Raw genomic sequence first — 22,188 nt, forward strand, 5'->3', positions numbered from 1 at the left:
ATAATCCTTGTTATAAACTCAAATTAATAGTTGGGCAAAGGCTCAATTATAGCTAGGCTAAGGATACCAATGGTTCAATCTGCATTCATAATTGCCCTAATGACTTTGAGCATCATCGCTCAAGCAGCCCTCCCCGCTGATTCAATTCAGCGCTGTTTGGATGTTAGAAGACTCGCAGACTTTACCACAAGACAGAAAATGGCTGCCAAAGAACCCGGAGTATTGCGCTTTAAATTTCATAAAATTTCAGCATCAGAGCTGCCGTTAGACAACCCTGTAGGCAATATGGATGAGGTGATTGAAGCATTAAACAACCAGATTGAAAACTGCGATAAAAACCATGGTGAATTTCAGACAGTGACTCTTGCTGGGCGTAAATTTAAGCGCCAAGAATGGTGCCAAAATACCAATAAAAAAATGCTTGCTCTTGCAAAAGCTGCCCATGGCAATTTTCAAAAATATTTATCGAGCATCAAAACTGAATTTGACTGGTATAAAAGCGAGGGCTGGCCTGAAAATCATGCGGGATTTAAACAGGGTGAGTTTCAATTTACCGCCTATTACGCGCCAGCAGCTGTTGAGGCACGCACTCAACGCGGTGGGAAGTTTTTATATCCTCTCTACAGTAACCCAGGTGTTGTAAGTGTCGCTTCGGAATGCAAAAAATTTAATTTGAAACCTCCTCTTTGCGGTGTTGACCCGCTGACTAAAATGGTGCGAGGTTTTTGTTTGAAAAATGCCAATGGCACATACTCTGTAGTGCCAGACCGACACGAAATTGAACATGGGGCGTTACATCCAAAATATATCATTGGCTACGTTAAAGACCCCAATGACCCTGCTTTTTTAATGGTTCAAGGCTCTGGTTCATTAATTCTTGATGGTAAATTATTTCGTATCAATTATGAGAGTTCCAATGGCAGACCACGCACCATGCTGGGTCGTATAGTCCAATGCGCGCAAGACCCAACCTGTGGTGGCAACCTTGATACAATGGAGCGCTGTGCTAAAGATCCAAAATGTCATGATGAAGCAAAGTTACGCTGTAACGTATCTAAAAAAATTAGACAAAGTGGAGCATCAGAAAAGCAAATTCGTCAATATCTGAATAACCTACTTAGCCGTGAAGCCGACGACTTGCGAAATCGCGATCAAAGCTATGTATTTTTTGCTAAGGAAAATGGCGGCCCTTATGGATCAGAAAATATTACTCTTACGCCCCATGCATCCTGTGCCACCGATCATAAGGTAATTCCTATTGGAATGAATTTTATCTATAACTACAAAAAAACTACTTCCTGGTGTGTTTCCCAAGACCGAGGTGGCGCCATTATGGGGGCTCACGTTGACGTCTATAAGGGTGAGGGTAACCAAGCGGGTTTGGAAGCAAATGCGCTCAATCACCCGGGCACATTATTTGTGGCGCTGCCAAAACGTGAATAAAACAAATCGGGGAGTTCAAACCTCCCCGAGCAGGCCAATTTTCTTATTTGAGGGCGCAAGGTCCTTGCCCGTTAGCAGACCAGGCCGCAGACACAGTCTTCAGTTGATTGCATGATGCGTCTTTACATAATAAGCTTGCAGGTTTAACTAAACAGGCTCCATTAGAGTCGTTAAAATTAAACCCAATGGTTTTTAAAGTTTGGGGGTTGGGTATTTTTCCTTTGTAATTTTGCGCACCAGGATTAGAGATTGTTACTGCATTATGCCAGCCAGAACTATCCTCATAATTAATAGAGATGTTTGTGAGTGGTAGTTTTAGATTTCCAACATCAAACGAGAACTCATGGGTTCCTTGTGAATCTCCTCCAGCCTTGGGAAGTTGATCAGGGTCAAGTTGAAACGAATCCATTCCAGGAAACTTCGATGGATCACAAGTAATTTTCTGTAGGTTGACGCCTTCGCCAAGCATAAGAGGTGCTTTTTCATTGTATTCTGTAATTAAATTGTTTAATCCACCATTAGGTGTTGGAGTTTGTAAACCGTTATCTTCATAAAGACCAAATTGGTCCTCCCCTTTTTTTTGAACGAGGCGAAAAACCATACCGCCACTGATGATATTAGCCCCCTCTTGAAACATCCAATCGACTTGCGCGAATAATCTGGGTGTATCTGGGCGTCCAAACTCAGTCAGAATTACAGGAAGATTAATGCCGTTAAAACCATTCATCATTTTATCGCCATCCCCATCTCCACCATCGGGTATGGAAAGCACTGGGCGATATTTCGCATAGGGGTTAAGTAATCGAGGATAATTTCCTGGATCGGTACCTTGTCCCCATCTATAAACGTTATAACCAATGTAATCAGCTGACGTATCTTCTTTTTCATTTTTTAAGTGGCAGGCATAATAGTAAGCCAATGGAATGGTTACATCAGGAACATCACGTAAAGCAACGCCTACTGGTTTATTGTAATTTTTTTTCTTAATGTAGGCCTTCATATCGCGAATCAGTGCCTTCATTGTAGCTGAAGGCCTTAAATAGTTATCATCTATTTTATGCGGCATCATCCATACTTCGTTACCAACAGAAAATCCAAATACATTACTGTACTTACTGAATGCATCAATTTTTTTAGTAAAACAATCATAAAGTGTTTGCGGATAATTGCCTGTGCTTCGATCAACGGTACATTGGGTACCATTTTTATAATCCGCAAGTTCTACAAGAACTTGAATATTATTTTCTTGCAATGCGTTCATGACTTGATCATGTGAAGCACAGTTACCACCAGGACATACCTGATAAACGCGAATAATATTAACCCCTATGTTTTTTAAAGCCGGAATAAGGGTTTGGGTGATGGTATCGATTTTATCATCACTAAGTGGATCGACATTTTCTTCAGGTTGATAACAAACTCCTTTAGGCATGAAGCGTTCACTGCCTTGATCGCAAGAGTTCAGTCCAATCTGATTTCCACACATTTTAACTTGGGCAAAAGCAGGATTACAAAGAAGAAGGGGGGCAAAAAAGAGACTATATGATAATTTCATGCTGAACTCCAATATGAAGACTTAACATAAAAACCAGAAATGATTTACTTGAACATTAATTTAAGTATAGGTTTAAGTATAGGAAAATTTTTGAACATAAAGTGCAACTCAATAAATTTTCCATGTATTTTTATAGAAAAAACACATTGGCAAATGAGAAATCAGTTGCTTAACTACTAAATTCCACAAGGAGTTAGACAGACTATAAACAGACTTATCCACAGAAAATGTGCATAACTCCAATGAAACTATCAGGACTTAAAAATGAAATAAAACAGGCTCAACAAGGGCTTATATTAGGTACTGGCTTTTGATTAACGATTTGGTTGAAATTAATATCCACAAAACGTGGATACTTAAAAAGAACTAAGACGTAGCTATCTTATACAAATAAAAAGTAAAAAAACAGTCTTGACTCGAACTATTTTTCTTCATTATTTTAGCCTGGAAATGAGAAAAATTTTATTTGTTAGCTAAAAACTCCAGCCCTGGCATAGCAAAGTATAGATACTGTCTTTAAAAGCAAACTTTATGTTGGTTAAAAGTATTTTTACGAAGCAACTTCAGGATCTTTTCTTCCTACGCCCCCGAGAACAAGCAGCGCAACGCAGGAAATAATTGGAATAGTACTTATACGGAACGTTACTTGTTAAAAAACAACATCTTATTTACAATATGTGTCGCATTTAAACATAGGAATGTTCATCACAGGGATTCATGATGATTAAACGTAAACAAGAAATACTGGAAGAGCTAGCAAGAGCATTTACGAACGAATTATCCAAAGAAGCTCGCTTCGATTTAGTATTTTCTGCGCTTTTTGAACTGGATAAAATTCAAAAAGGTCAAATAACTCAACTTTCCAAGGCCCAGCTCGAAGAGGTAAGTAACGAAGCAGCTACAAAAGTATTCCTGGATCGCATTTCAGCCACAACAAAAACAAATAACCCTGATATAAAAACGGCTCGAAATATACTCACTCAAATAATAAGAGATCCTGAAGCTTTTGGTTTAGATGGAAAAATACGCTCTTTTTTTCTTCCCTTCGCTAAAACGTTCATCACCGCTAAAGGAGATGTGGTAGAAGAACAAATCGTTAGCGCACACCTACATCAAAGAGATTGGATGATACGAAAAATACTTTTCATACAAGATTTGGGTACAAATGCAGAAAGCGCACAAATATTTGTTGATGCGCTAAGAACGGGTAATTATGCAATTACCTCCAAATTTGCCCGCTGGGTAATCAGTAAATATAACGATGTGACATTAAACCCCGCGCGAAGACCTATTGGTGCAGATGATATTTTACCACTTGTTGCTTATGAGTTAGCACAAACTGATATTCGTGCCGAAGATATGGCCGCTATAATGTATTTATATGATCATACTAAAGAAGATAATCAATATACGGCTTCTCTTATGTTTTCAGGTGTACAGACTTCGCTTAACCGACAATCCGCTCTTCAAAGAGCATATCCTAAAGACAATCCATCACAAATTTTGATGAGAATACGAACTGAACATGCGACGTTCTTAACAATGGATGATCCTGTCGGAAGTTTGGTGAAAGAAGGATTATCGTATGATCATGAAATCGATTCGGTTAACCTAAAAGAACATTATGAAGAGAATAAAATCACAGCTTTTGCAAAAAAAAACAGAGATTCTATTACGACTCATTTAATCGCATTGAATATCAAAAGAGCTAGCCCTGACGATATTAATACCTTATTAGCCATTAAAAATCATATTATTAAATACATTAACTTTTCAGAAACGCATCCCCCTGAGAAGCCACAGCAGACTTACACTAACCGCTTAAATGCAGCAGAAGAGATGCTAAAAATACTTCAAAAAGGCGAAACAATAAAAGATGACATTTTTCCAGGAATAAGGGCACAAGCTAATATCATTGCAATGAATAAGCCCGGTTTGAGAGAGTTGGGTTTCTTAGGTTGGTTACATAATTTGACCGATAATCACAAGCCTCAAATCAGTATAGAAACTGCTGCGACTCTAAAAGCTATTGATTTAATTGTAGTATCTCAAGTGAGTGAATTACCCAAAGAAGCCCGAGCGAAACGAATAAGTCAAAATTCCCCTCCTGGCGATGAATTAACTAATACGCATACAATACAATATCGCTGATATCATAATGATTATTGCTTTTCTTTGCCATGCATGAATAACCGGTTTAAGGCCATGGCGACGCATTGAAAAAATGCGTTAGTATCCATATAAATTCTTTTGATTATGAAAACGACATGCAAAAAGAGCTAATTCGGAAAAACACAATTAAAAGATTCTTCGGGCTAAAGCCCGACATGCATTAAGGGGTGAATTTCGGGGTATTCTCTTGAACCACTTTTGCAGCGTCATCAATGTCCTTGAGAAATTTATCTTTATTTTGTACGACCATAATTTCGTCGGGTTTTACAGAGTACACTTCATAATCTTTCGCAGCTAACTCTTCTTTTAATTTTGCTAGTTTTTCAACATCATTTTCTTTTGAAGTGATTACTCCAATTCTATCACCATTTTTTTCCATTAATCGTACCCGGTATCCAGGGTTACTATATGCTCGAGAAAAAAATTGAACAAAAGTAGGTCCTTTCGATATAAATAACTTCGTCATCATAAATAGATTCTCACTTAAATTAATAAAATGTTACCATCATTAAGATAAGACATTGTAACAAAATTTAATCAAATCATCAAATTTACACTCATTGATATATTCTATCTTATTGATATTTATATAATTTTATAAAACCAATAGTTCCTAGATTTTTGGTTCTTATTTCTTCTGTACTCTTCATAAGTTAATGTTACCAAGAGCTATCAGACGGAATAATTGAATTTATCAAATAAAGTACTATTATATTAATACAAGTTCATTTTGTTTGGTTTTTAATCATGTCAAGAAGAAAAACTCTAGGCCTTTTTGTACAAGGTTTAACTTCAGTAGGTAAAAGACAATTTTCAGTTGACCGTTTTTTTTCTCTAAACTCCTCAATGTGGGGCAAAATACCCGACGAAGCACTCGAGAAAGGAGGAAGTTATATACCCATTTCTTATGGAGGAGGTCCTCTTACAGTAGAGAACGCCCTGATTAAAATAAGCACACTAGGTACGAGTAGGTTTCTCGCTCGAACAATGACGATGGATCAGTTTAAAGAAGGCCCATCTCTTGATGTTGGTGGGACACATATTCCACTAGGTTTATATGGTAGCAGTCAACTTGTTGAATATGATGATAAAGGTAAAATCAATAAGAAGGAAACCACAAAGAATTTTGCAGGTCATCATAACCCGGATGGCGCAGAAAAATTTAGAGGATATGCGATATCGTGTTCGGACGAATATACAATTTATAGTCTTCTCGCTCTGGTAACTGGAAGATCCAGTGTCGTTTTGATTGATCCATCGGCGCTTCCTCACACACATAGATATGAACAGCTGCCTCCTGACCTTCAGCCATCATATGATTCCCATGGAACTCCTTCGCATTATACTTTTGAAAAGGAAACAACCCTACAGGGAATACCTTCTATTTTTATCCCAGGTCGTTTAGAGAGGCAAGGTTTACAGGTGGTTTTAGCGACCAATCCTTATTTTATTGATATGCAAAGTAAATCTACTCCTCAATCCGTAAAAGATAAAGCACATATTGCATGTTCTGCCTATTTAAACTTTATGACTGAAGTAAGAACGGGTAAACCAATTCCTGGAATGGACAGCGTTTCAAAAAAAGAAGCTCGATCTTTGCAGATGGCTGCCATTTTAGAAAATATGCAAGCAAATCTTGAAATATTGCCTATGAGTAGCAAAGATAAAGATATCTATTTCATCATTTATCAAGATTTAAAAAGTAAAGCACCTCCACCGAGTAAAAAAACGTACAAGGCAATCGAAGTAGAAGAAGTTGAAGAAATGGACAAAGAAACGGATAAATTAAAATCAGAAACTGAGGGGCGGGAAAGGGGTATGGATGAAGAGGATGAAAGCTCTGTCAAGCCTATAATATGATTATGGAGAAAGCTTTTATGCTTCCTCCTTAGCTTGAACTATGGGTCCGCCCGACTCGGGTTATATAAATACTACTTCATCAAATCAACCGGTTGTGGAAAGCTTAGGTAATTTTTAGTCAATTGCTTTTCTTTTTGCTGGTTTGGATTAGCGTTTTGACACCACTCGTTTGACTTGGGATGTTTCTCGCCATCGCTCTTAGTTACACTACAAGATTGCTTATTGACAATTTCCGCTTTATTCGTCGGACATTGTGAAGACTCCATGCCGTCCGGACATGGCGCAAACTGAGTATTGACGACAAAGGTATACACATTATCCTTTAAATCAGTAAAGCGTACCTTGATAGGATATGAAGCAACCGTACCAACCCTGAAGCCAGCGATTTGACTGTTATCAGGCATCATAACGTTTTGTTTGACCTGCTGACAATTCAAATCCTCGGCGTCTTGATTAAATACACATACCCCATATTTTTTGAGCAAGGGCTTATTCACCTGATCCACCATAGATTGAGGCACACCAATCGCCACAGAAAAGCCATCTGCATAGTTAAACTGTTGTTCATTTTCAAGACCCTTGGTCCCGCCCACAGTAAAAATCAACCCATCCCCCAGTTCGCTCATGAACCCAACCGCATCGTCAACAGAGAATCCGTAAGCGTCCATAGAAAGATAGTCTTTATCATGAATCAGTTGGACATAAGGGTTGAACAATAATTCGGAAGTAATATTGGTTTTGTAATTATACTGTAAATCATGGATGTACATGGATTGTATCTGAGCATGATTCCATCCTGGAATCTTGGTATCAGCCAATGGGTTTACTCCAGCACCACATCCCTCGTTGAAAGGTACCCAACCATAGATGTGCTTAAGCGCTTCCCAGTAATTAAATGGTACAGGTTCCACATCAGGTGTTAAGTGACACTTTTTATCAGCATACATTTGCAAATATTGCTGGTGATTTTGCTTGAAAAACTGCTGTAACGCGCCAAGTTTTTCTTTTAAATCTTGTGGGCAATCTATCTTTTGGGTGACGTATTTACTCACATCTTCATCCCAGTTAACGCAAGAACCCCATAGATTTTGCATACGCTGAACCGATTCACCATAGTGCAGTGATTTTTTTTGTTCTTCACTACATTTTCCCTGAATGCAGGACAACACAGTCAGTACAGGCGGAAAACCATCTTTTGGCTTGACCGGTACATTATCCTCAGGGGGCAAAGTACCAGTACGCTGCGCAAAAATATTGTAACCGCCCGGTAATTTCAATTCATTCAAATTATATACTGGCCAGCCTTGTCCTAGAGTCGTTTTTAGAAAGGAATCAAGATGGTCTCTAAATGCAGTCAAAGACTGCGCTGATCCACTGTACCCAATATAGGGATTGTTTTTAGGGCCTATAGCAACCGGCATGTAAACATGATCCACATACGAAATGTTATAACCTACATTCTCTGGTTTTAATATCCGCACTGATTGCTTGGGCTGTATAATCGAGTCGCCAAAAGTATACTCTGATAACTGCGCATATATATTTTCTGGAAATTGGACATCGCTGGAATAAGTACTTAATTTACATTCAGCGTTTTGTCCCTGACACGTTACGCCGGCAGGTGTCGCCAATGACTCATCTTTTTCGTTGCGCAGCCTGTCGTTTTTATCGGCTAACACAACCCGACCACCATTCCACCAGGTAATGTAACGATCCTTCGCTAACTCACTATATAAAGGTAATGTAATCGTTACCGAGGAGCCGGGAGCTATTCCTGTACCTTCGTTGACATACAATTTGTAAACATATTTTGTTGGGTAAGGTTCGGTAGTACGAAAACATCCCTGAATCCACTCATTTACCTCATTTTTGCTTGTCGCCAACACGGGATAAATCGTCGTATTTTCAGAATTGTTATAAATGGTTATCGTCTTTGGTTTGAGCGTCATTGAATTTCCGTTGTAGTCTTTGCAAACAATGTTCTCGGCTACAGAAATTTCTGCCCACAATGACAAAACCACAGCCCCTGAAGCAACAATCAGCGTTTTCAACATAAAGGTATTCCATGAATTATTTTGGGAAAATATAACATAGATGCTGTATTCTTATAGATTCACCCATGTGGCTTTTAACAGTTCTTTAACAAAAAACAGATGTGGTTGGAAAAAACTCTGTCGTTGAACACTGCACTTTTCGAGCAGTAAATTAAGAAAATACGAATTTCTATGCGTACTTGTACTTCCTTTGTCATTCAACTATTATTATGAAGCTGTTTTCTTGGCTGTTTAATTGGCTGTTTTTAATATATGGAGATTGAAAATGAATAAACGAAGCTTAATTATTGCCGCTACAGCTGCTGCGTTGTTTACTTCAGGCGTTTATGCCTCTTCTGCCCTCGACAGTAATGGGGCTAACACAAACTCACCTACCAATCTAGCAAAGAACAATTGCAGTGGGAAAAATAATTGCAGTGGCAAAAACGGCTGTAAGGGTAAAAATGGCTGTAAGGGTAAAAACGGCTGCAAAGGCAAAAACGGCTGCAAAGGTAAAAACTGCTGCAAAGGCAAGAATCATTGCAAAGGTAAAAACGACTGCAAAGGTTCAAATAAATGCAAAGGAAAAAATAGCTGCAAGTCTTAATATTTAACCTGAATTGATGTCTTGCTTGAGACATCAATTCACCCCTAACAATAGATTTCTCCCGTCTAGGAAAAGACAGATGGAAAAAAGTACACAGACCTACCCCAAAAAATATGAGTCTCTCGGAATGGGTTTAGGTTTACGAGCAGAGCATTACAGTTATATTTTAGAACACACCCCGGAAGTAGAATGGTTTGAAATTCTCACCGAAAATTACTTGGTTGATGGGGGAAATCCTCTTTATTACTTAGACAAAGTGCGTGAAAATTATCCTGTTGTGATGCATGGCGTATCACTATCAATTGGTAGCACCGATCCCCTGAATCCTGAATATCTTAAGAGAGTAAAACAATTGGCAGACAGGATTCAACCAAAATGGATTTCTGATCACTTATGCTGGACTGGCGTCCATCAACGAAACATGCACGATTTATTACCTCTTCCTTATACAGAAAAAACAATTACTCATGTTGTTGAGCGAGTTAAATACGTACAGGATTTTTACCAACAACAAATAGTGCTCGAAAATGTATCCAGTTATATCACCTACAAAGAATCTGAAATGACTGAATGGGAGTTTCTCTCTGAAATAGCCCATCGTGCAGATTGTTTTATTTTATTAGATTTAAATAATATTTATGTAAGCTCCTATAATCATGGCTTTAATCCTGAAACCTATTTGCAAAACATTCCCGTTGAACGCGTACAACAATTTCATTTGGCGGGACATCAAAATTGTGGTGATTACATTATAGATACACATGATCATCAAGTCATAACAGAAGTCTGGAGCCTGTATGGCCAAGCGATTAAACGATTTGGTGACGTATCAACAATGATTGAGCGTGATGATCGTATTCCACCATTTGAAGAATTATGGCAAGAATTAGAATATGCAAAAGCAATGAAGCTAAGTTGTTTATCAAATGAAAAAACGGATTTAGCATATGAAACTTACTGAATTACATACTTTATTACAAGACACTATTCTAACCTCTGAGCCACTCATTAATCCTTATCTTGATTCTCCGCCTAAAGGATCTATTGCAGACAGAGTAGCTATCTATGCCGATGGCTTTTACGCGCGGTTAGAAGAGGCGTTAATGAGTGACTATAGTACATTAGTTGAGGTAATTGGTGAGGATAAGTTCACCAAAATGAGCAAAGATTATACTCAAGCATATCCATCATACAACTATTCACTCAATAATTTTGGGGAAAATCTCAGCCGATTTTTAACAGAAACGTCACCTTATCAGAAAAAACCCTATTTAGCCGAAATTGCTGCATTTGAATGGGCTGAATACCAAGCCATTGTGGCTCATGATGCAAATCTACTTTCAATAACTGATTTGCAATCTTTGCCATTAAGCCAATGGCCAGAAATGAAATTCCATCTGCATCCTTCATGTAAAATACTTACCATGCACTGGAATAGTCTTTCTCTTATTAAAGCATCACGAAGTAATAAATCCATTCCCGCCCCTAAGAAGCTTAACACCCCGCAATTCATAATGGTCTGGCGTCGTCAACTTGAAGTACGATACTGCAAGCTAGAATATGCGGAACTAACCATGCTCAATGCAATAATACAAAAAGCATCGTTTATGGATATTTGTGAGATGCTAAGCCATCAGATGCCTGAAGATCAAGTTGCACCTTATCTTGTAAAAGAATTGCATGCATGGATTCAAGAAAATTGCCTTATAAGTAACAATTAACAAAACCAGACTACAGTTATTCTGGGAAAAGCAATTTGGAAAAGCCTTGGGACAAAGCTTTCGTTCCTTATGCTGGATGAACTCAAGTAACACATGAAATGTTACCAAGTTAGATTGTGTGAGGAACTCTCAGAACTTGTTCCTGAAAATATCTATTCTACATTTACAGTAACACCTGAAAGACTCTCATCCTGCAGAGGCAGGGATCCATTTACAATGTACGGGGAAAAACAAATTAAAAGTGAATAGATAATGGAATTTCGCATTATGAAAACTGACGATACCTCAGGTCCTGACACCTAAGTCATTCATTTTGATTCTAAATGAACTCCAGGAAAACCCGTTAATATGACATTTTTAGTCTATAATATACTATTAGAATTGTCCTTCAATTGAGAGTTTGTATGTCTATTTTGAAGGGTCTGGTGGTTGTACTATTGGATTTTGTACGAAGCACATTTGATATTTACTGTATCTATTCGTATTTTCATAAGGAAGGAAATAATGAAAAAATCAAAAATGGTAAATGAATTTGCTATGCCAGCACCACGATGGATAAGAACCTACCCCTGTGGACCATATCGATTTATCAATCGAGAATTTTTCATCATCACTTACGAAACCGCTCCTGAATTACTTGAAGATATATTACCTCCTGGGCTGGAACTACTTGGACCTTATGTAAAATTTGAATTCATTAGAATGCCAGATTCTACAGGGTTTGGTGATTATACAGAATCTGGACAGGTGATTCCGGTTCGATATAAAGGAGAAGAAGGCGGTTTCACTATCTCGATGTTTCTAGATTGTCATGCACCGATAGCGGGTGGTCGAGAAATTTGGGGATTTCCCAAAAAACTAGCCAAACCAAAATTATTTGTTGAGGAAGATGTATTAATCGGTCTGCTTGATTATGGTAGCTTGCGAATTGCCACTGCGACTATGGGATATAAACATCATGAACTGGATTCTAAAAAGATATTAGATTCTATGAAAAAGCCTACCTTCCTTCTAAAGAATATACCAGGGGTTGATGGCAAACCTCAAATTAACCAGCTCACTAAAACCTATCTAACAGATGTAACCGTAAAAGGAGCTTGGACTGGACCTGGTAGTTTGGAACTGCACCCCCACGCATTGGCTCCAATCGCTGAGTTTCCCGTAAAAAAAATTGTATCGGTGATGCATTTTGTTACTGATTTAACCTTACCTTACGGTACAGTGGTTGAGGATTACTTGAGTTAGATTGCCCACGCACCAGTAAAACTTTGCTATGTCGATAGGGAGATTGAAATGTCGAAAAGAAAAAAAATAAATCTAGCCCTGCAGGGTGGAGGTGCTCATGGAGCGTTTACCTGGGGTTTATTAGATAAACTTCTTGAAACAAAGTTATTTACTATCGAGGGCATTTCCGCAACCAGCGCCGGCAGTATGAATGCTGCCGCTCTTGCCTATGGTTATCTTCATGGGAAAGAGGAAGGAGCAAGACAATCATTGTATGATTTTTGGCTTGCAATGAGTAATTATGGAAAATTATTTGGTATTACGGCGAAAACACCCATCGATTATTTCATGGAGCCCTTCTCAAAAACACCATTTAGTTTTTCTCTCTTTAGCTCGATAATCAGTCTTTTATCTCCCTATCAGTTCAATCCTTTTAATTTCCATCCTATTCGAGATGTATTGGAGAAAATAATTGATATAGAGCAAATCAAAACGAAAAGTGATATTAAACTCTTTATTTGTGCCACGAATGTTCAGACCGGTAAAATCCGTATTTTTGACAACAATGAATTATCTATAAACACTCTTTTAGCCTCTGCCTGCTTACCCAAATTATTCCAATCCATCGAAATTGATGGAGAGTTTTATTGGGATGGAGGGTATTTGGGAAATCCTGCTATTTTCCCTTTGATTTATCAAACAAGTTGTAGGGATATCTTAATCTTTCATACGGTACCCATTGTTCGTAACGAGATCCCTTTAACTGCAGCAGAAATTGACTCACGTTTAAGAGAAGTATCCTTTAATTCTTCTCTAATGCGTGAAATGCGGGCTATTGGCTTTGTCACCAATTTGATTTCAAAAGGACAGTTGAAAAAGGAATTCGAAAAGAACTATAAAAAACTGTTTATGCATTGCATTCGTGCTGACGAAGATTTGCGCGAATTCCCACTTTCAACCGTATACTCTCCTGATTGGGAGTTTTTAGTAACCCTGCGTGATTTGGGGAGGCAGGAAGCAAGTCATTGGATTGAAAAAAATTACGACCATATTGGCAAAAAATCCACTATTGATTTTGTTGAATGGCTATAGAAGAAAATAAAAATATACTTAAAAACCTTCCTGCTTTTCGTAAAAAATGGCTCATGGAATATGAAACTGCAATACAAGAAAGGAAAGCCTTGCAAGGAGATAAGTACAATTTGCATTGACGCCTATTCCAGTAGACGAATGCAAGCCCTGGCAAATCATCCAGAAGGACTACAAAAAGCGCAAGAACATAATCTATCTAAAACTCTTTTTGTGCTTCGATATGTGTGTAATCATAGAACTTCTGACTATCGGATGTTGAGAGGGCTTCAATTAAACGGTAATCCGCATGCCTACCAAATACTAATGAAATAAAAACATCGATTGCAGTTTTGCAGAGCTGAACAGGATCATACCACGCCACCATTTTTTGCGGTGGAGGAAGCGGCGGCTGTGGGTGCGCATTTGTAGACATATCCTTGTCTCCTTCATGCATATTAAGTAAATCCCTTGCATGATAAATAAATGCACAATTTGTACTTATTTTATTAATTTTGGGTGCAAATTGCTAGAAAATCGATGAAGATCTTCTCACTGGTAAAAAGACGAGTCAGGCGTTATAGAGCGTGAAGTTTCTCCTTATCTGATGATAAAAAAGTGTGGAGCGACGTAAGGAAAAAAGAGCAAAACGATTCTCTCTTTGAAATTTTTTGGAGTTTTTTATGTTCATTCAACTTTTGGTTGTCGCAATTTTAGAATTCTTGTATTGCACCAAGGTATTTGCTGTTGTACAAGTACCCCCTATCTCAGGGAAAATAAATCAGGTAATTTATATCACCTTGGATGGTGTCCGTTGGCAAGATGTTTATCAAACTCACCAACATTTTCCAAAGTTTTGGCAAAAACATGCAGGCAAATTTATTTTATACGGAAATCCGGCAAGCAATACTCCGATGTATACTGCTTCAGTGCCAATCAGCCTTCCTTCTTATCAAAGCCAAATGGCAGGGGCGGTACAACCGTGTGCAGGTAATGAGTGCGGCAGGATCAAAGTTGAAACATTGCCTGAGAAAATTATTCGCCAATTGCATGTACCTAAAAAGAAAGTAGCAATTTTTTCCTCTTGGCCTGAGATTGGCTATGCTGTGGAGCACGTTGCGGGGACAACGTTCAGTAATAACGGAAATGAATTTGTCTACGATCCTGATAATTTAAAACCTGATGATGTGATGAAAGAATTGAATCAAAAACAACTTAAGGACCATCCTGAAGGCAAGGATCGTTATGATTCATACACTTTTGCACAAGCATGGCATTACTTTGTTACCTATAAACCTCTTTTCCTATGGATATCATTAGATAATTCCGATGGAACGGCTCATGCAAATGATTTAAAAGGATATCATAAAGCCTTGTCCTATTACGATGAAATGTTAGATGAAATTTTGAGCTACTTACAAACGCAGGGACTAGATAAACAAACCCTGGTCATAGTAACTACAGATCACGGTCGCGGTGATGGAAACAATTGGATAAACCATGGGCCTAGGTACCCAGAATCCAGGAAAATATGGGCCTTTGTGATGAACGGAGAATTGGTTCCCGTCGCCCAGGATGAGGAGAAAGGACACTATAGTTTATTGTCGATTCGTCCCACTATAGAAAAGGCTTTAGGCCTAGCAGATCAGTAGTTATATAGGAAAAAATGATTGAAGGAACAGGAAAATACGTATTCTACTCTCTACAGGAATACTAAAAAAGGCTGCCATCCCTGCTTTACGCAGGGATCCATTTACGTGTGCATCTAAGCTTAGTCATAATATTCTATTGATCCCATTTTGGAGAACCGTAGCCTTGGCTGTTTGCAGCTTTTATCTTCTACACAAGTGTGTATCAGTGTCCAACATTTCCCTGTTATACACTTACATTAAGGATAAGCACATGCAATTACGCATAATACTACCTTGTTTGCCAGTATTCGCATTGGTTCTCAGTGCCTCGACGTACCGCGGCTTGTCCGCGGTATCTAGAGAGGATCTAATCCTCAACCCCATTAAAAACTTATAGAGAGATTGATATGATGAAATCTACTCTTAAAAAAACACTTACTTCATCTGCTACAATCTTGGATGCGAGAGTCGTGCCATTCTCTCTGGATACCGCGGACAAGCCCTGAGAGATGGTCACAAAAAGTGACCATCTCTCAGGCATAAAGCGCGGTACGTAGAGAAACTTAAGTGGTACATGATAAATTTAAAAAACTGACGATCGTTCAGGGACAAGCCGGCGGTACGTCGAGGTTCTAGGTTAAGTGCCAAAAACCACATTACCTTATGAGGTTGTTCTATACAGACTTATGTAGAAGATACAGTTGCCTGCAACCAGACAACGATATCATGGACTATTTGCGAGATAGATCCCTGACTATGCAGAGTTTTACTCTAAAAATTAAAAGCCCTTTTAAACACTATGGCAAAGAAATGTAAACAGACCCTAATGAAAACGTCTTACACGAAGTGCAAAACTACAGCAGATCATCGCTCATGATTGATTTGTAAAAATAGTCCTATATTCCCAAAGATAATTTATTTAAAATACAATATCATCACTTTATAGATGTAGATGAGTTCTTGTCAAAAATGTACTTCCTACTCACTACAACTCACTGAAAAAAGATTAAAAATATTTAGAACGTACCTTCCGAGGATAAAAAAATGGATCCGGTTACACATGCAGTCTTAGGGGCTGCTTGTTCTCAGGCAATTTTATATAAACACGATAAACACAATGCGTGGCTTGTAGGCGGCTTAGCAGCAATGGCGCCTGATTTGGATATATTCATTCGGGCGTCAGAAAACCCGATGCTCTTTTTTCTCTATCACCGCCACTTCACCCACTCTCTACTTTTTATTCCAATAGGTGCTTTAATCGTTACTTTAGCTTTACTCATTTTTAAGCGCTTTCGAACCAATTGGAAATTAACTTTTTGTGCAGCTTTGATTGGCTATGCGACCCATGGGCTACTTGATGCCTGTACTACCTATGGAACAGTGTTACTTTGGCCATTTTCAGATGCCAGAATAAGCTGGGATATTATTTCCATTATTGATCCCTTTTTTACGGTACCTTTATGCTTAGGAGTAGTCTCTACCCTTGTCTTCAATAAAAGACAGCCAGTAATTATTGCTTTAATACTTGCAAGTTCATTTATGCTGTTTAATATAGCGCAGCATAATCGGGCAAGTGCAGCCGTTCATGATGAACTTGCCAAACTCCAGTTAAATGTATACAAAGTAGGTGTGTTTCCTAAATTCTTAAGTTCAACACTTTGGAGGGGAGTTGCATTAGCGAATAATCGTTTGTATGTCATTGATGCTTCAGCCCCCCTGTTTAAAAAATCAAGCAGTCAGCTTTTGAGAAGCTTTCCTCATTTTTCTTCCCAGGAATTACCCGATTACATCAAAGAATCACCTTCATTATTACGCGATTTTATTATCTTTAACTGGTTTACAGATAACTACCTCATTTTCGTTAATAAAAAACCGCTCATGCTCGCTGATGGACGGTTTTTAATAAACGCCGAGGCTACAATCGCACTTTGGGGCATTCAGTTTTTACCCAACAGACCGCATGTGAATGAACTCAACTCGATACATTTAGAGAATTACAAATTCAATAAAGGTCATGAGTTCCCAACATCCAATTATTAACTTTTTATTTTCATTATGATTTTGGCAAATTGTCTCATTCTCTCCCCATGGCTCAATCGTTTATCCTCGATTCATTATGATTTACTTTTGACTCATTTAATAATTTCTTAAGCAAAAAACCATATAATTAGCACCCTGGACAATCGTTGAACATTATCTATGAGTAAAATTATTTTATTTATTCCCTTCACTATTAGTGAGAATAATTTCTCTCTTTATATGAGAGCCTTATCATGGAGATATAATTTAAGAAATTTAGAAGAGAACAGCGATAATGTTCCAAGCATAGTAATGTATCATCACCCTGACGAAAATGCAGAAGATTATGACGATTATCCTGAAGCTCAGTTTCATTTTACTCCGGAAAATGTAGACCCCGACACAGTAATTTATATTCTTGCTGATGGAACTGGAGACCCTCGGTGTGTTGTAAATGTTAATCAAGTCTATTATGAACATTTCTCACAAGAACCTTATCAACTACCAATTGATGCAGTGGCCTGGCGGATGAAACAATGTGGTCTTACGCCACAATTAGCCGAGAATGTGAAGGGAATTAATTTATTTATATGCGATGAGAATAATACTAATGATCAGTTAGCTGTTTTTTTTGCGCAGGGTTTGGGTAAAAAATATAAAGATGTTGCGATAAATTATTACTCATCAATAGTTTATATACCTCAGCCAATTTCATCCGATAAAGTTAAAAAACTAGCTTACTTACATATTTATTCCAGTGATGGAACAACAAAACAAGTTGAGGCCGGCTATGCCCATGAACATAAACATACGCTAAATGTTAGTGATGCGTTCACACAAGAGGAATCTTCCTATCATTGCTTGAGAAAATCTAAAGCACTCCTATTACCAACATTTAGAGAACTAAGTTCTACTAGATGTTCTTTAAGTATCGAGGAAATTATTGATACTGAGGATACACAATTTCGTTCGGATCAAGAACTTAAATCACCAACTATAACCTTCCCTGAGGATGAACAAGATACTGAAAATGAAATCAATAGTACAAGCCATGCAGAGCGTAAAATAGAATCTCAGCCTGCAAAGCCTAGTACTGCTATTATTGTACGACAAGAAAGAAGTATTTTTTTCTTTTTTAAAAGCATTGCTGAATCAGATAAAAAGAGTTTGCTCCATACATCGAACTGCAGCCCGAATAATTTCAAGTAAAGCGCTTTGCGGTTTTTAGCAATAATTTAATATACCCATGGAATGTTCCGCTTCGATTTTTCCTTTGGGTATCATAGAACTGAGAGATCGTCAGTTTTTCATTTTAAATTTCGCTACGTACCACTTAAATTTCGCTACGTACCGCTTAAATTTCTCTACGTACCGCTAAATTTCTCTACGTACCGCGCTTTATGCGCGGTATCCAGAACGATATTTTAAGATGCCGCTGAGCATTCCTATAGCAAGAACCCATGGATACCGCGCATAAAGCGCGGTAGGTAGGTGAAAAATTAAGCGCGGTACGTAGGCGAAAAAATTAGTGGAGGTTTCTCATCATAAAACTGACGTTACCTCAGGTATGACTGATTGTACCTTTATGAAGTTTTTGTTTAAAACTCATGATTAGAGATATAATTGAGATGTTCTGAAATATTTCCAAAATGAAAGTAAAACTCTAACCACTTATTATTGATACAACTATGTTTCATATTGCACTTTACCAACCTGAAATCCCTCCAAATACGGGAAACATCATTCGCTTATGCGCCAATACTGGAGCAAAATTGCATTTAATCCACCCTCTTGGCTTTTCATTACACGAAAAAGCATTAAGACGCGCAGGTTTAGATTATCACGAATGGGCTTCCATTTCCCAATATGAAAATTGGGAAACATTCATCCAGCAACATGATCAAAAAAGGATTTATGCATGCAGTGCTAGAGCTAAGAAGTGTTACTCAACAGTTCAATACACTGCAGAAGATATGTTTTTGTTTGGACCAGAATCCAACGGATTACCTAACGAATTGCTACAAAAATATACGTCGCTCTACATTCCAATGCGTGAAAATAATCGAAGCTTAAATCTTTCGAATGCTGTTGCTGTTGTTTTATATGAAGCATGGAAACAATTAGATTTTGACTGAATGTAATTAAAGATCCGCCCCGTCCGCGTCTTTCAGGCAAGCGCTTTCGTTAGGGGTGCATGTAATCGAAGCAGGCGAATAGATATTCTATAAACTGAAATTGTATTCATTTTTATGTTGACAATATAAAAGACAAAATGTATATTCGTTTTATGGATAAAATATGAATTCAAATTCAAATGAGTCAATTTTTAAAACTATTCCCACTGGTAGCAATTATTTTTATATCTTCATGCAAAACAAAAGAAAATGAGGAGTACTTGCATTTTGCAACAGCCGCAGAATATCCACCATTTGAATACAGCGTGCATGGAGAGATAAAAGGTTTTGATATTGATTTGGCAAAACTCATTGCTAAGGAACTTGGAAAGAAAGCTGTTTTTGACAATATGCAATTCAGTACTGTCCTTCCTGCAATAAGCTCCGGACAAGATGACATTGCTATAGCGACAATCTCGGTAACTGACGCTCGTAAAGTCAATTTTGATTTCTCTGAACCTTATTATTTCGAAGGCATGGCCTCGGTATATCACTCCGATCAGCCCGTCACAACACCCAGTCAACTTGAAGGAAAAAAAGTAGCAGTACAGCTTGGAAGTATTATGGAAATTTGGTTGAGGGAAAATTATCCGCAGATCGAACTTACTGCACTGGATAATAACAATCAGGCTGTTGAAGCTTTAGTTGCAGGCCATGTTGATGTTGTTTTAATGGATGGAGCGCAAGGTAAGATCTTTAGTAAAAAAGACACAAAACTCTCTTATTCTGTAATTGCTAAAGCAGATCATGGATATGCATTAGCGCTCAAAAAAGGCTCTCCGTTGACAATAAAGATTAATAAGGCATTACAAAAACTTAAGGAAAATGGAGAAATTCAAAAACTAGAAAATATCTGGTTAAAGGATTCATTATGAAAAAACTAATTCAAAAACCTCTCTTTATTTGTAAAAGAATAGTCTTATCTTTGTTACATACAAAGTTTCAAAGAGGCTCTCTGAATACGACTGCATTATCACATCGATTTCTGGGTAACAAAAGCCAACCGCTGTTTATTTACTGTTTTACCAAGGAGGCTAAATATGTCCCATACCCCAGTTAAGAATAATTTAGTTAAAAGCGATCATTCCGAACCTATTAGTGAAGTAACAACCAATACGTTTGTGATTAATCTACAACAAGCCATATTTGATCTTGAAACAGGAACCCATCATGCCGAAGCGCTGGCTACTAAATCATCAGAAACAATCAATACATCATCTACAAAAAAAATAAAACATTTCCTCACAGGAACCGAATTAAGTACTGAAGAATTGAAACATGTTTTGGAAAAAGCTAAAGCGCTTAAGCAAACGCCTTCCTTTTACAGTCAATCTCTACTCAGTAAAAGCCTTGCTATGATTTTTGAAAAGCCATCTTTTCGAACCCGCTTAAGTTTTGCTATGGCCATTCAGAGTATGGGTGGAATAGCTATCGAAAGCGTGGGTAATACGCGAAAACAGGAAACTCCTGGGGATATGGCCCGAGTTTTAAACGGTTATGCTGATTTTATTATGCTGAGAACCCATGCCGATGAGACTTTACGGGAAATGGCTGCTTATGCAACAGTGCCAGTAATTAATGGTCTTTCAGCGTTACATCATCCATGTCAAATTCTTGCCGATTTACTTAGTCTATGGGAGCAATTCGGCTCACTTGAAGGACTTACTGTTGCTTATATTGGTGATGGAAATAATATTCTTCATAGTTTGATGCTGCTTGCACCTCAATTGGGAATAACGATTAATTACTGCTGCCCAAAATTCCGTCAGCCTAATGCCGCGATTATCAAACAAGCACAAAGCATTAAAAAAGATATGATTTTTAATTTTTCTAAACCTGAAGAAGCAGTTAAAAATACGGATGCAGTCTATACTGACGTTTGGACCAGCATGGGGTTTGAAGATCAGGAAAATGATCAAGACTTTCAAGGATTCCAGGTGAATGAAGCCTTGATGTCTTATGCAAAGCCTGAAGCAGTATTTATGCATTGCATGCCCATGGAACGAGGAAAAGAAGTATCTGAGACTTTACCAGACAGCCCTGCATCAATTATCTTTACGCAAAGTGAAAATAGGATGCATGTGCAAAAAGCATTAATGCTATTTTTAAATTTATAATCTATTCTTACCGACTAGTACTCCCCGAACGGCACGAAGTGTAGCTGCTTGCAGCTGTCTCTTAGCCACAAGTTAAGAATCTTGGAGAAAAGTAAGATTTGAGTGCTGGCCTAATCTTTCTCTCTACCTCAACACCCCATTTCCAACGTGAAAGTATTCGTTGCTGTATTGAAGAGATAGAAAGAGAGTTAAGTCGAACACCACCTCCTTCTGCACCATATAAATATCCTCATTGTTAATGGGCTTTGAGTAACTTTTGCTTTATCTTGACACTGTATCCTGGTAGGCAACTGTCTATCACATCTCTATCTACGCCTCGAGGCTTGTCCGTGGGGTCTAGTGTTTTAGGGTAGATCTGCTGGATCCCGCGGACAAGCCCTGAACGATCGTCAGTTTTTTAAATTTATCATGTACCCCTTAAGTTTCTCTACGTACCGCTTAAATTTCTCTACGTACTGCTTTCCTACGTACCGCGCTTTATCCCTGAGAGATGGTCACTTTTTGTGACCATCTCTCAGGGACAAGCCGCGGGGCGTGGGAATAGAGCTGGGCTAGTTTTTCAGC

19 protein-coding genes are annotated in these 22,188 nt (G+C 38.1%); 15 read left to right on the forward strand and 4 right to left on the reverse strand.

Annotated features, from left to right (window positions below; all coding sequences use genetic code 11):
• Positions 1 to 69: 69 nt before the first annotated feature.
• On the forward strand, positions 70 to 1,443 hold the full coding sequence (locus LXO92_RS14195) for an MltA domain-containing protein (protein WP_182350187.1): 1,374 nt from the start codon (positions 70 to 72) through the stop codon (positions 1,441 to 1,443).
• A gap of 43 nt (positions 1,444 to 1,486) precedes the next feature.
• Here LXO92_RS14195 and LXO92_RS14200 read toward each other — a convergent pair whose 3' ends face one another.
• Positions 1,487 to 2,998 (reverse strand): glycoside hydrolase family protein, encoded by a 1,512-nt coding sequence (locus tag LXO92_RS14200; RefSeq protein WP_182350188.1) that lies wholly within the window; start codon positions 2,996 to 2,998, stop codon positions 1,487 to 1,489.
• Between the two features lie 717 nt (positions 2,999 to 3,715).
• Between LXO92_RS14200 and LXO92_RS14205 the strand changes: the two genes are divergently transcribed.
• Positions 3,716 to 5,149 (forward strand): hypothetical protein, encoded by a 1,434-nt coding sequence (locus LXO92_RS14205; RefSeq protein ID WP_232891200.1) that lies wholly within the window; start codon positions 3,716 to 3,718, stop codon positions 5,147 to 5,149.
• A gap of 181 nt (positions 5,150 to 5,330) precedes the next feature.
• Here the strand turns inward: LXO92_RS14205 and LXO92_RS14210 are convergent, their stop codons facing one another.
• A complete protein-coding gene (locus tag LXO92_RS14210) occupies positions 5,331 to 5,549 on the reverse strand; it encodes a hypothetical protein (protein WP_182350190.1) in 219 nt (72 codons plus the stop codon).
• 368 nt (positions 5,550 to 5,917) lie between these two features.
• Between LXO92_RS14210 and LXO92_RS14215 the strand changes: the two genes are divergently transcribed.
• Positions 5,918 to 7,030, forward strand: coding sequence for a hypothetical protein (locus LXO92_RS14215; protein WP_182350191.1), 1,113 nt, complete (start codon positions 5,918 to 5,920; stop codon positions 7,028 to 7,030).
• Between the two features lie 71 nt (positions 7,031 to 7,101).
• On the opposite strand, the gene LXO92_RS14220 is transcribed toward LXO92_RS14215, so the two are convergent.
• Complete coding sequence (locus tag LXO92_RS14220) at positions 7,102 to 9,084, reverse strand: hypothetical protein (protein ID WP_182350192.1); 1,983 nt, start codon at positions 9,082 to 9,084, stop codon at positions 7,102 to 7,104.
• Between the two features lie 398 nt (positions 9,085 to 9,482).
• On the opposite strand from LXO92_RS14220, the gene LXO92_RS14225 reads away from it, so the two are divergent.
• The 6 genes from LXO92_RS14225 (at position 9,483) to LXO92_RS17160 (ending at position 13,826) form a co-directional block, all read left to right on the forward strand.
• Complete coding sequence (locus LXO92_RS14225; protein WP_182350193.1) at positions 9,483 to 9,677, forward strand: hypothetical protein; 195 nt, start codon at positions 9,483 to 9,485, stop codon at positions 9,675 to 9,677.
• Between the two features lie 72 nt (positions 9,678 to 9,749).
• Positions 9,750 to 10,631, forward strand: a complete 882-nt coding sequence (gene bufB, locus LXO92_RS14230) for an MNIO family bufferin maturase (RefSeq protein ID WP_182350194.1) — start codon at positions 9,750 to 9,752, stop codon at positions 10,629 to 10,631.
• Positions 10,618 to 11,391 carry an HvfC/BufC N-terminal domain-containing protein gene (locus LXO92_RS14235; RefSeq protein ID WP_182350195.1) on the forward strand — a complete coding sequence of 258 codons (774 nt, stop codon included), beginning with the start codon at positions 10,618 to 10,620 and terminating at the stop codon, positions 11,389 to 11,391. The genes bufB and LXO92_RS14235 overlap by 14 nt, the downstream gene beginning before the upstream one ends.
• A 504-nt stretch (positions 11,392 to 11,895) precedes the next feature.
• A complete protein-coding gene (locus tag LXO92_RS14240) occupies positions 11,896 to 12,636 on the forward strand; it encodes an acetoacetate decarboxylase (protein WP_182350196.1) in 741 nt (246 codons plus the stop codon).
• Positions 12,637 to 12,684: 48 nt separating this feature from the next.
• Entirely contained in the window at positions 12,685 to 13,707 is a 1,023-nt protein-coding gene (locus LXO92_RS14245) for a patatin-like phospholipase family protein (protein WP_182350197.1), read from the forward strand.
• The gene (locus tag LXO92_RS17160; protein ID WP_255666707.1) at positions 13,698 to 13,826 is read left to right on the forward strand and encodes a hypothetical protein; all 129 of its coding nucleotides are present in this window, start codon (positions 13,698 to 13,700) and stop codon (positions 13,824 to 13,826) included. The genes LXO92_RS14245 and LXO92_RS17160 overlap by 10 nt, the downstream gene beginning before the upstream one ends.
• Before the next feature lie 77 nt (positions 13,827 to 13,903).
• Here LXO92_RS17160 and LXO92_RS14250 read toward each other — a convergent pair whose 3' ends face one another.
• Positions 13,904 to 14,119, reverse strand: coding sequence for a hypothetical protein (locus tag LXO92_RS14250; protein ID WP_182350198.1), 216 nt, complete (start codon positions 14,117 to 14,119; stop codon positions 13,904 to 13,906).
• A gap of 247 nt (positions 14,120 to 14,366) precedes the next feature.
• Between LXO92_RS14250 and LXO92_RS14255 the strand changes: the two genes are divergently transcribed.
• The 6 genes from LXO92_RS14255 to argF all read left to right on the forward strand — a co-directional run bounded on the left by LXO92_RS14255 (position 14,367) and on the right by argF (position 21,624).
• Positions 14,367 to 15,335 (forward strand): alkaline phosphatase family protein, encoded by a 969-nt coding sequence (locus tag LXO92_RS14255; RefSeq protein ID WP_232891201.1) that lies wholly within the window; start codon positions 14,367 to 14,369, stop codon positions 15,333 to 15,335.
• Positions 15,336 to 16,358: 1,023 nt separating this feature from the next.
• The gene (locus LXO92_RS14260; RefSeq protein WP_182350200.1) at positions 16,359 to 17,354 is read left to right on the forward strand and encodes a metal-dependent hydrolase; all 996 of its coding nucleotides are present in this window, start codon (positions 16,359 to 16,361) and stop codon (positions 17,352 to 17,354) included.
• Between the two features lie 159 nt (positions 17,355 to 17,513).
• On the forward strand, positions 17,514 to 18,542 hold the full coding sequence (locus LXO92_RS14265) for a hypothetical protein (RefSeq protein WP_182350201.1): 1,029 nt from the start codon (positions 17,514 to 17,516) through the stop codon (positions 18,540 to 18,542).
• 479 nt (positions 18,543 to 19,021) lie between these two features.
• On the forward strand, positions 19,022 to 19,468 hold the full coding sequence (locus tag LXO92_RS14270; RefSeq protein ID WP_182350202.1) for a tRNA (cytidine(34)-2'-O)-methyltransferase: 447 nt from the start codon (positions 19,022 to 19,024) through the stop codon (positions 19,466 to 19,468).
• 179 nt (positions 19,469 to 19,647) lie between these two features.
• On the forward strand, positions 19,648 to 20,382 hold the full coding sequence (locus LXO92_RS14275) for a substrate-binding periplasmic protein (RefSeq protein ID WP_182350203.1): 735 nt from the start codon (positions 19,648 to 19,650) through the stop codon (positions 20,380 to 20,382).
• A gap of 165 nt (positions 20,383 to 20,547) precedes the next feature.
• On the forward strand, positions 20,548 to 21,624 hold the full coding sequence (gene argF, locus LXO92_RS14280) for an ornithine carbamoyltransferase (RefSeq protein WP_182350204.1): 1,077 nt from the start codon (positions 20,548 to 20,550) through the stop codon (positions 21,622 to 21,624).
• The last annotated feature ends 564 nt before the right edge of the window (positions 21,625 to 22,188 follow it).

Origin of the sequence: Legionella resiliens, from assembly GCF_021344005.1 — a bacterium.
In the GTDB taxonomy this organism is placed as follows: domain Bacteria; phylum Pseudomonadota; class Gammaproteobacteria; order Legionellales; family Legionellaceae; genus Legionella; species Legionella resiliens.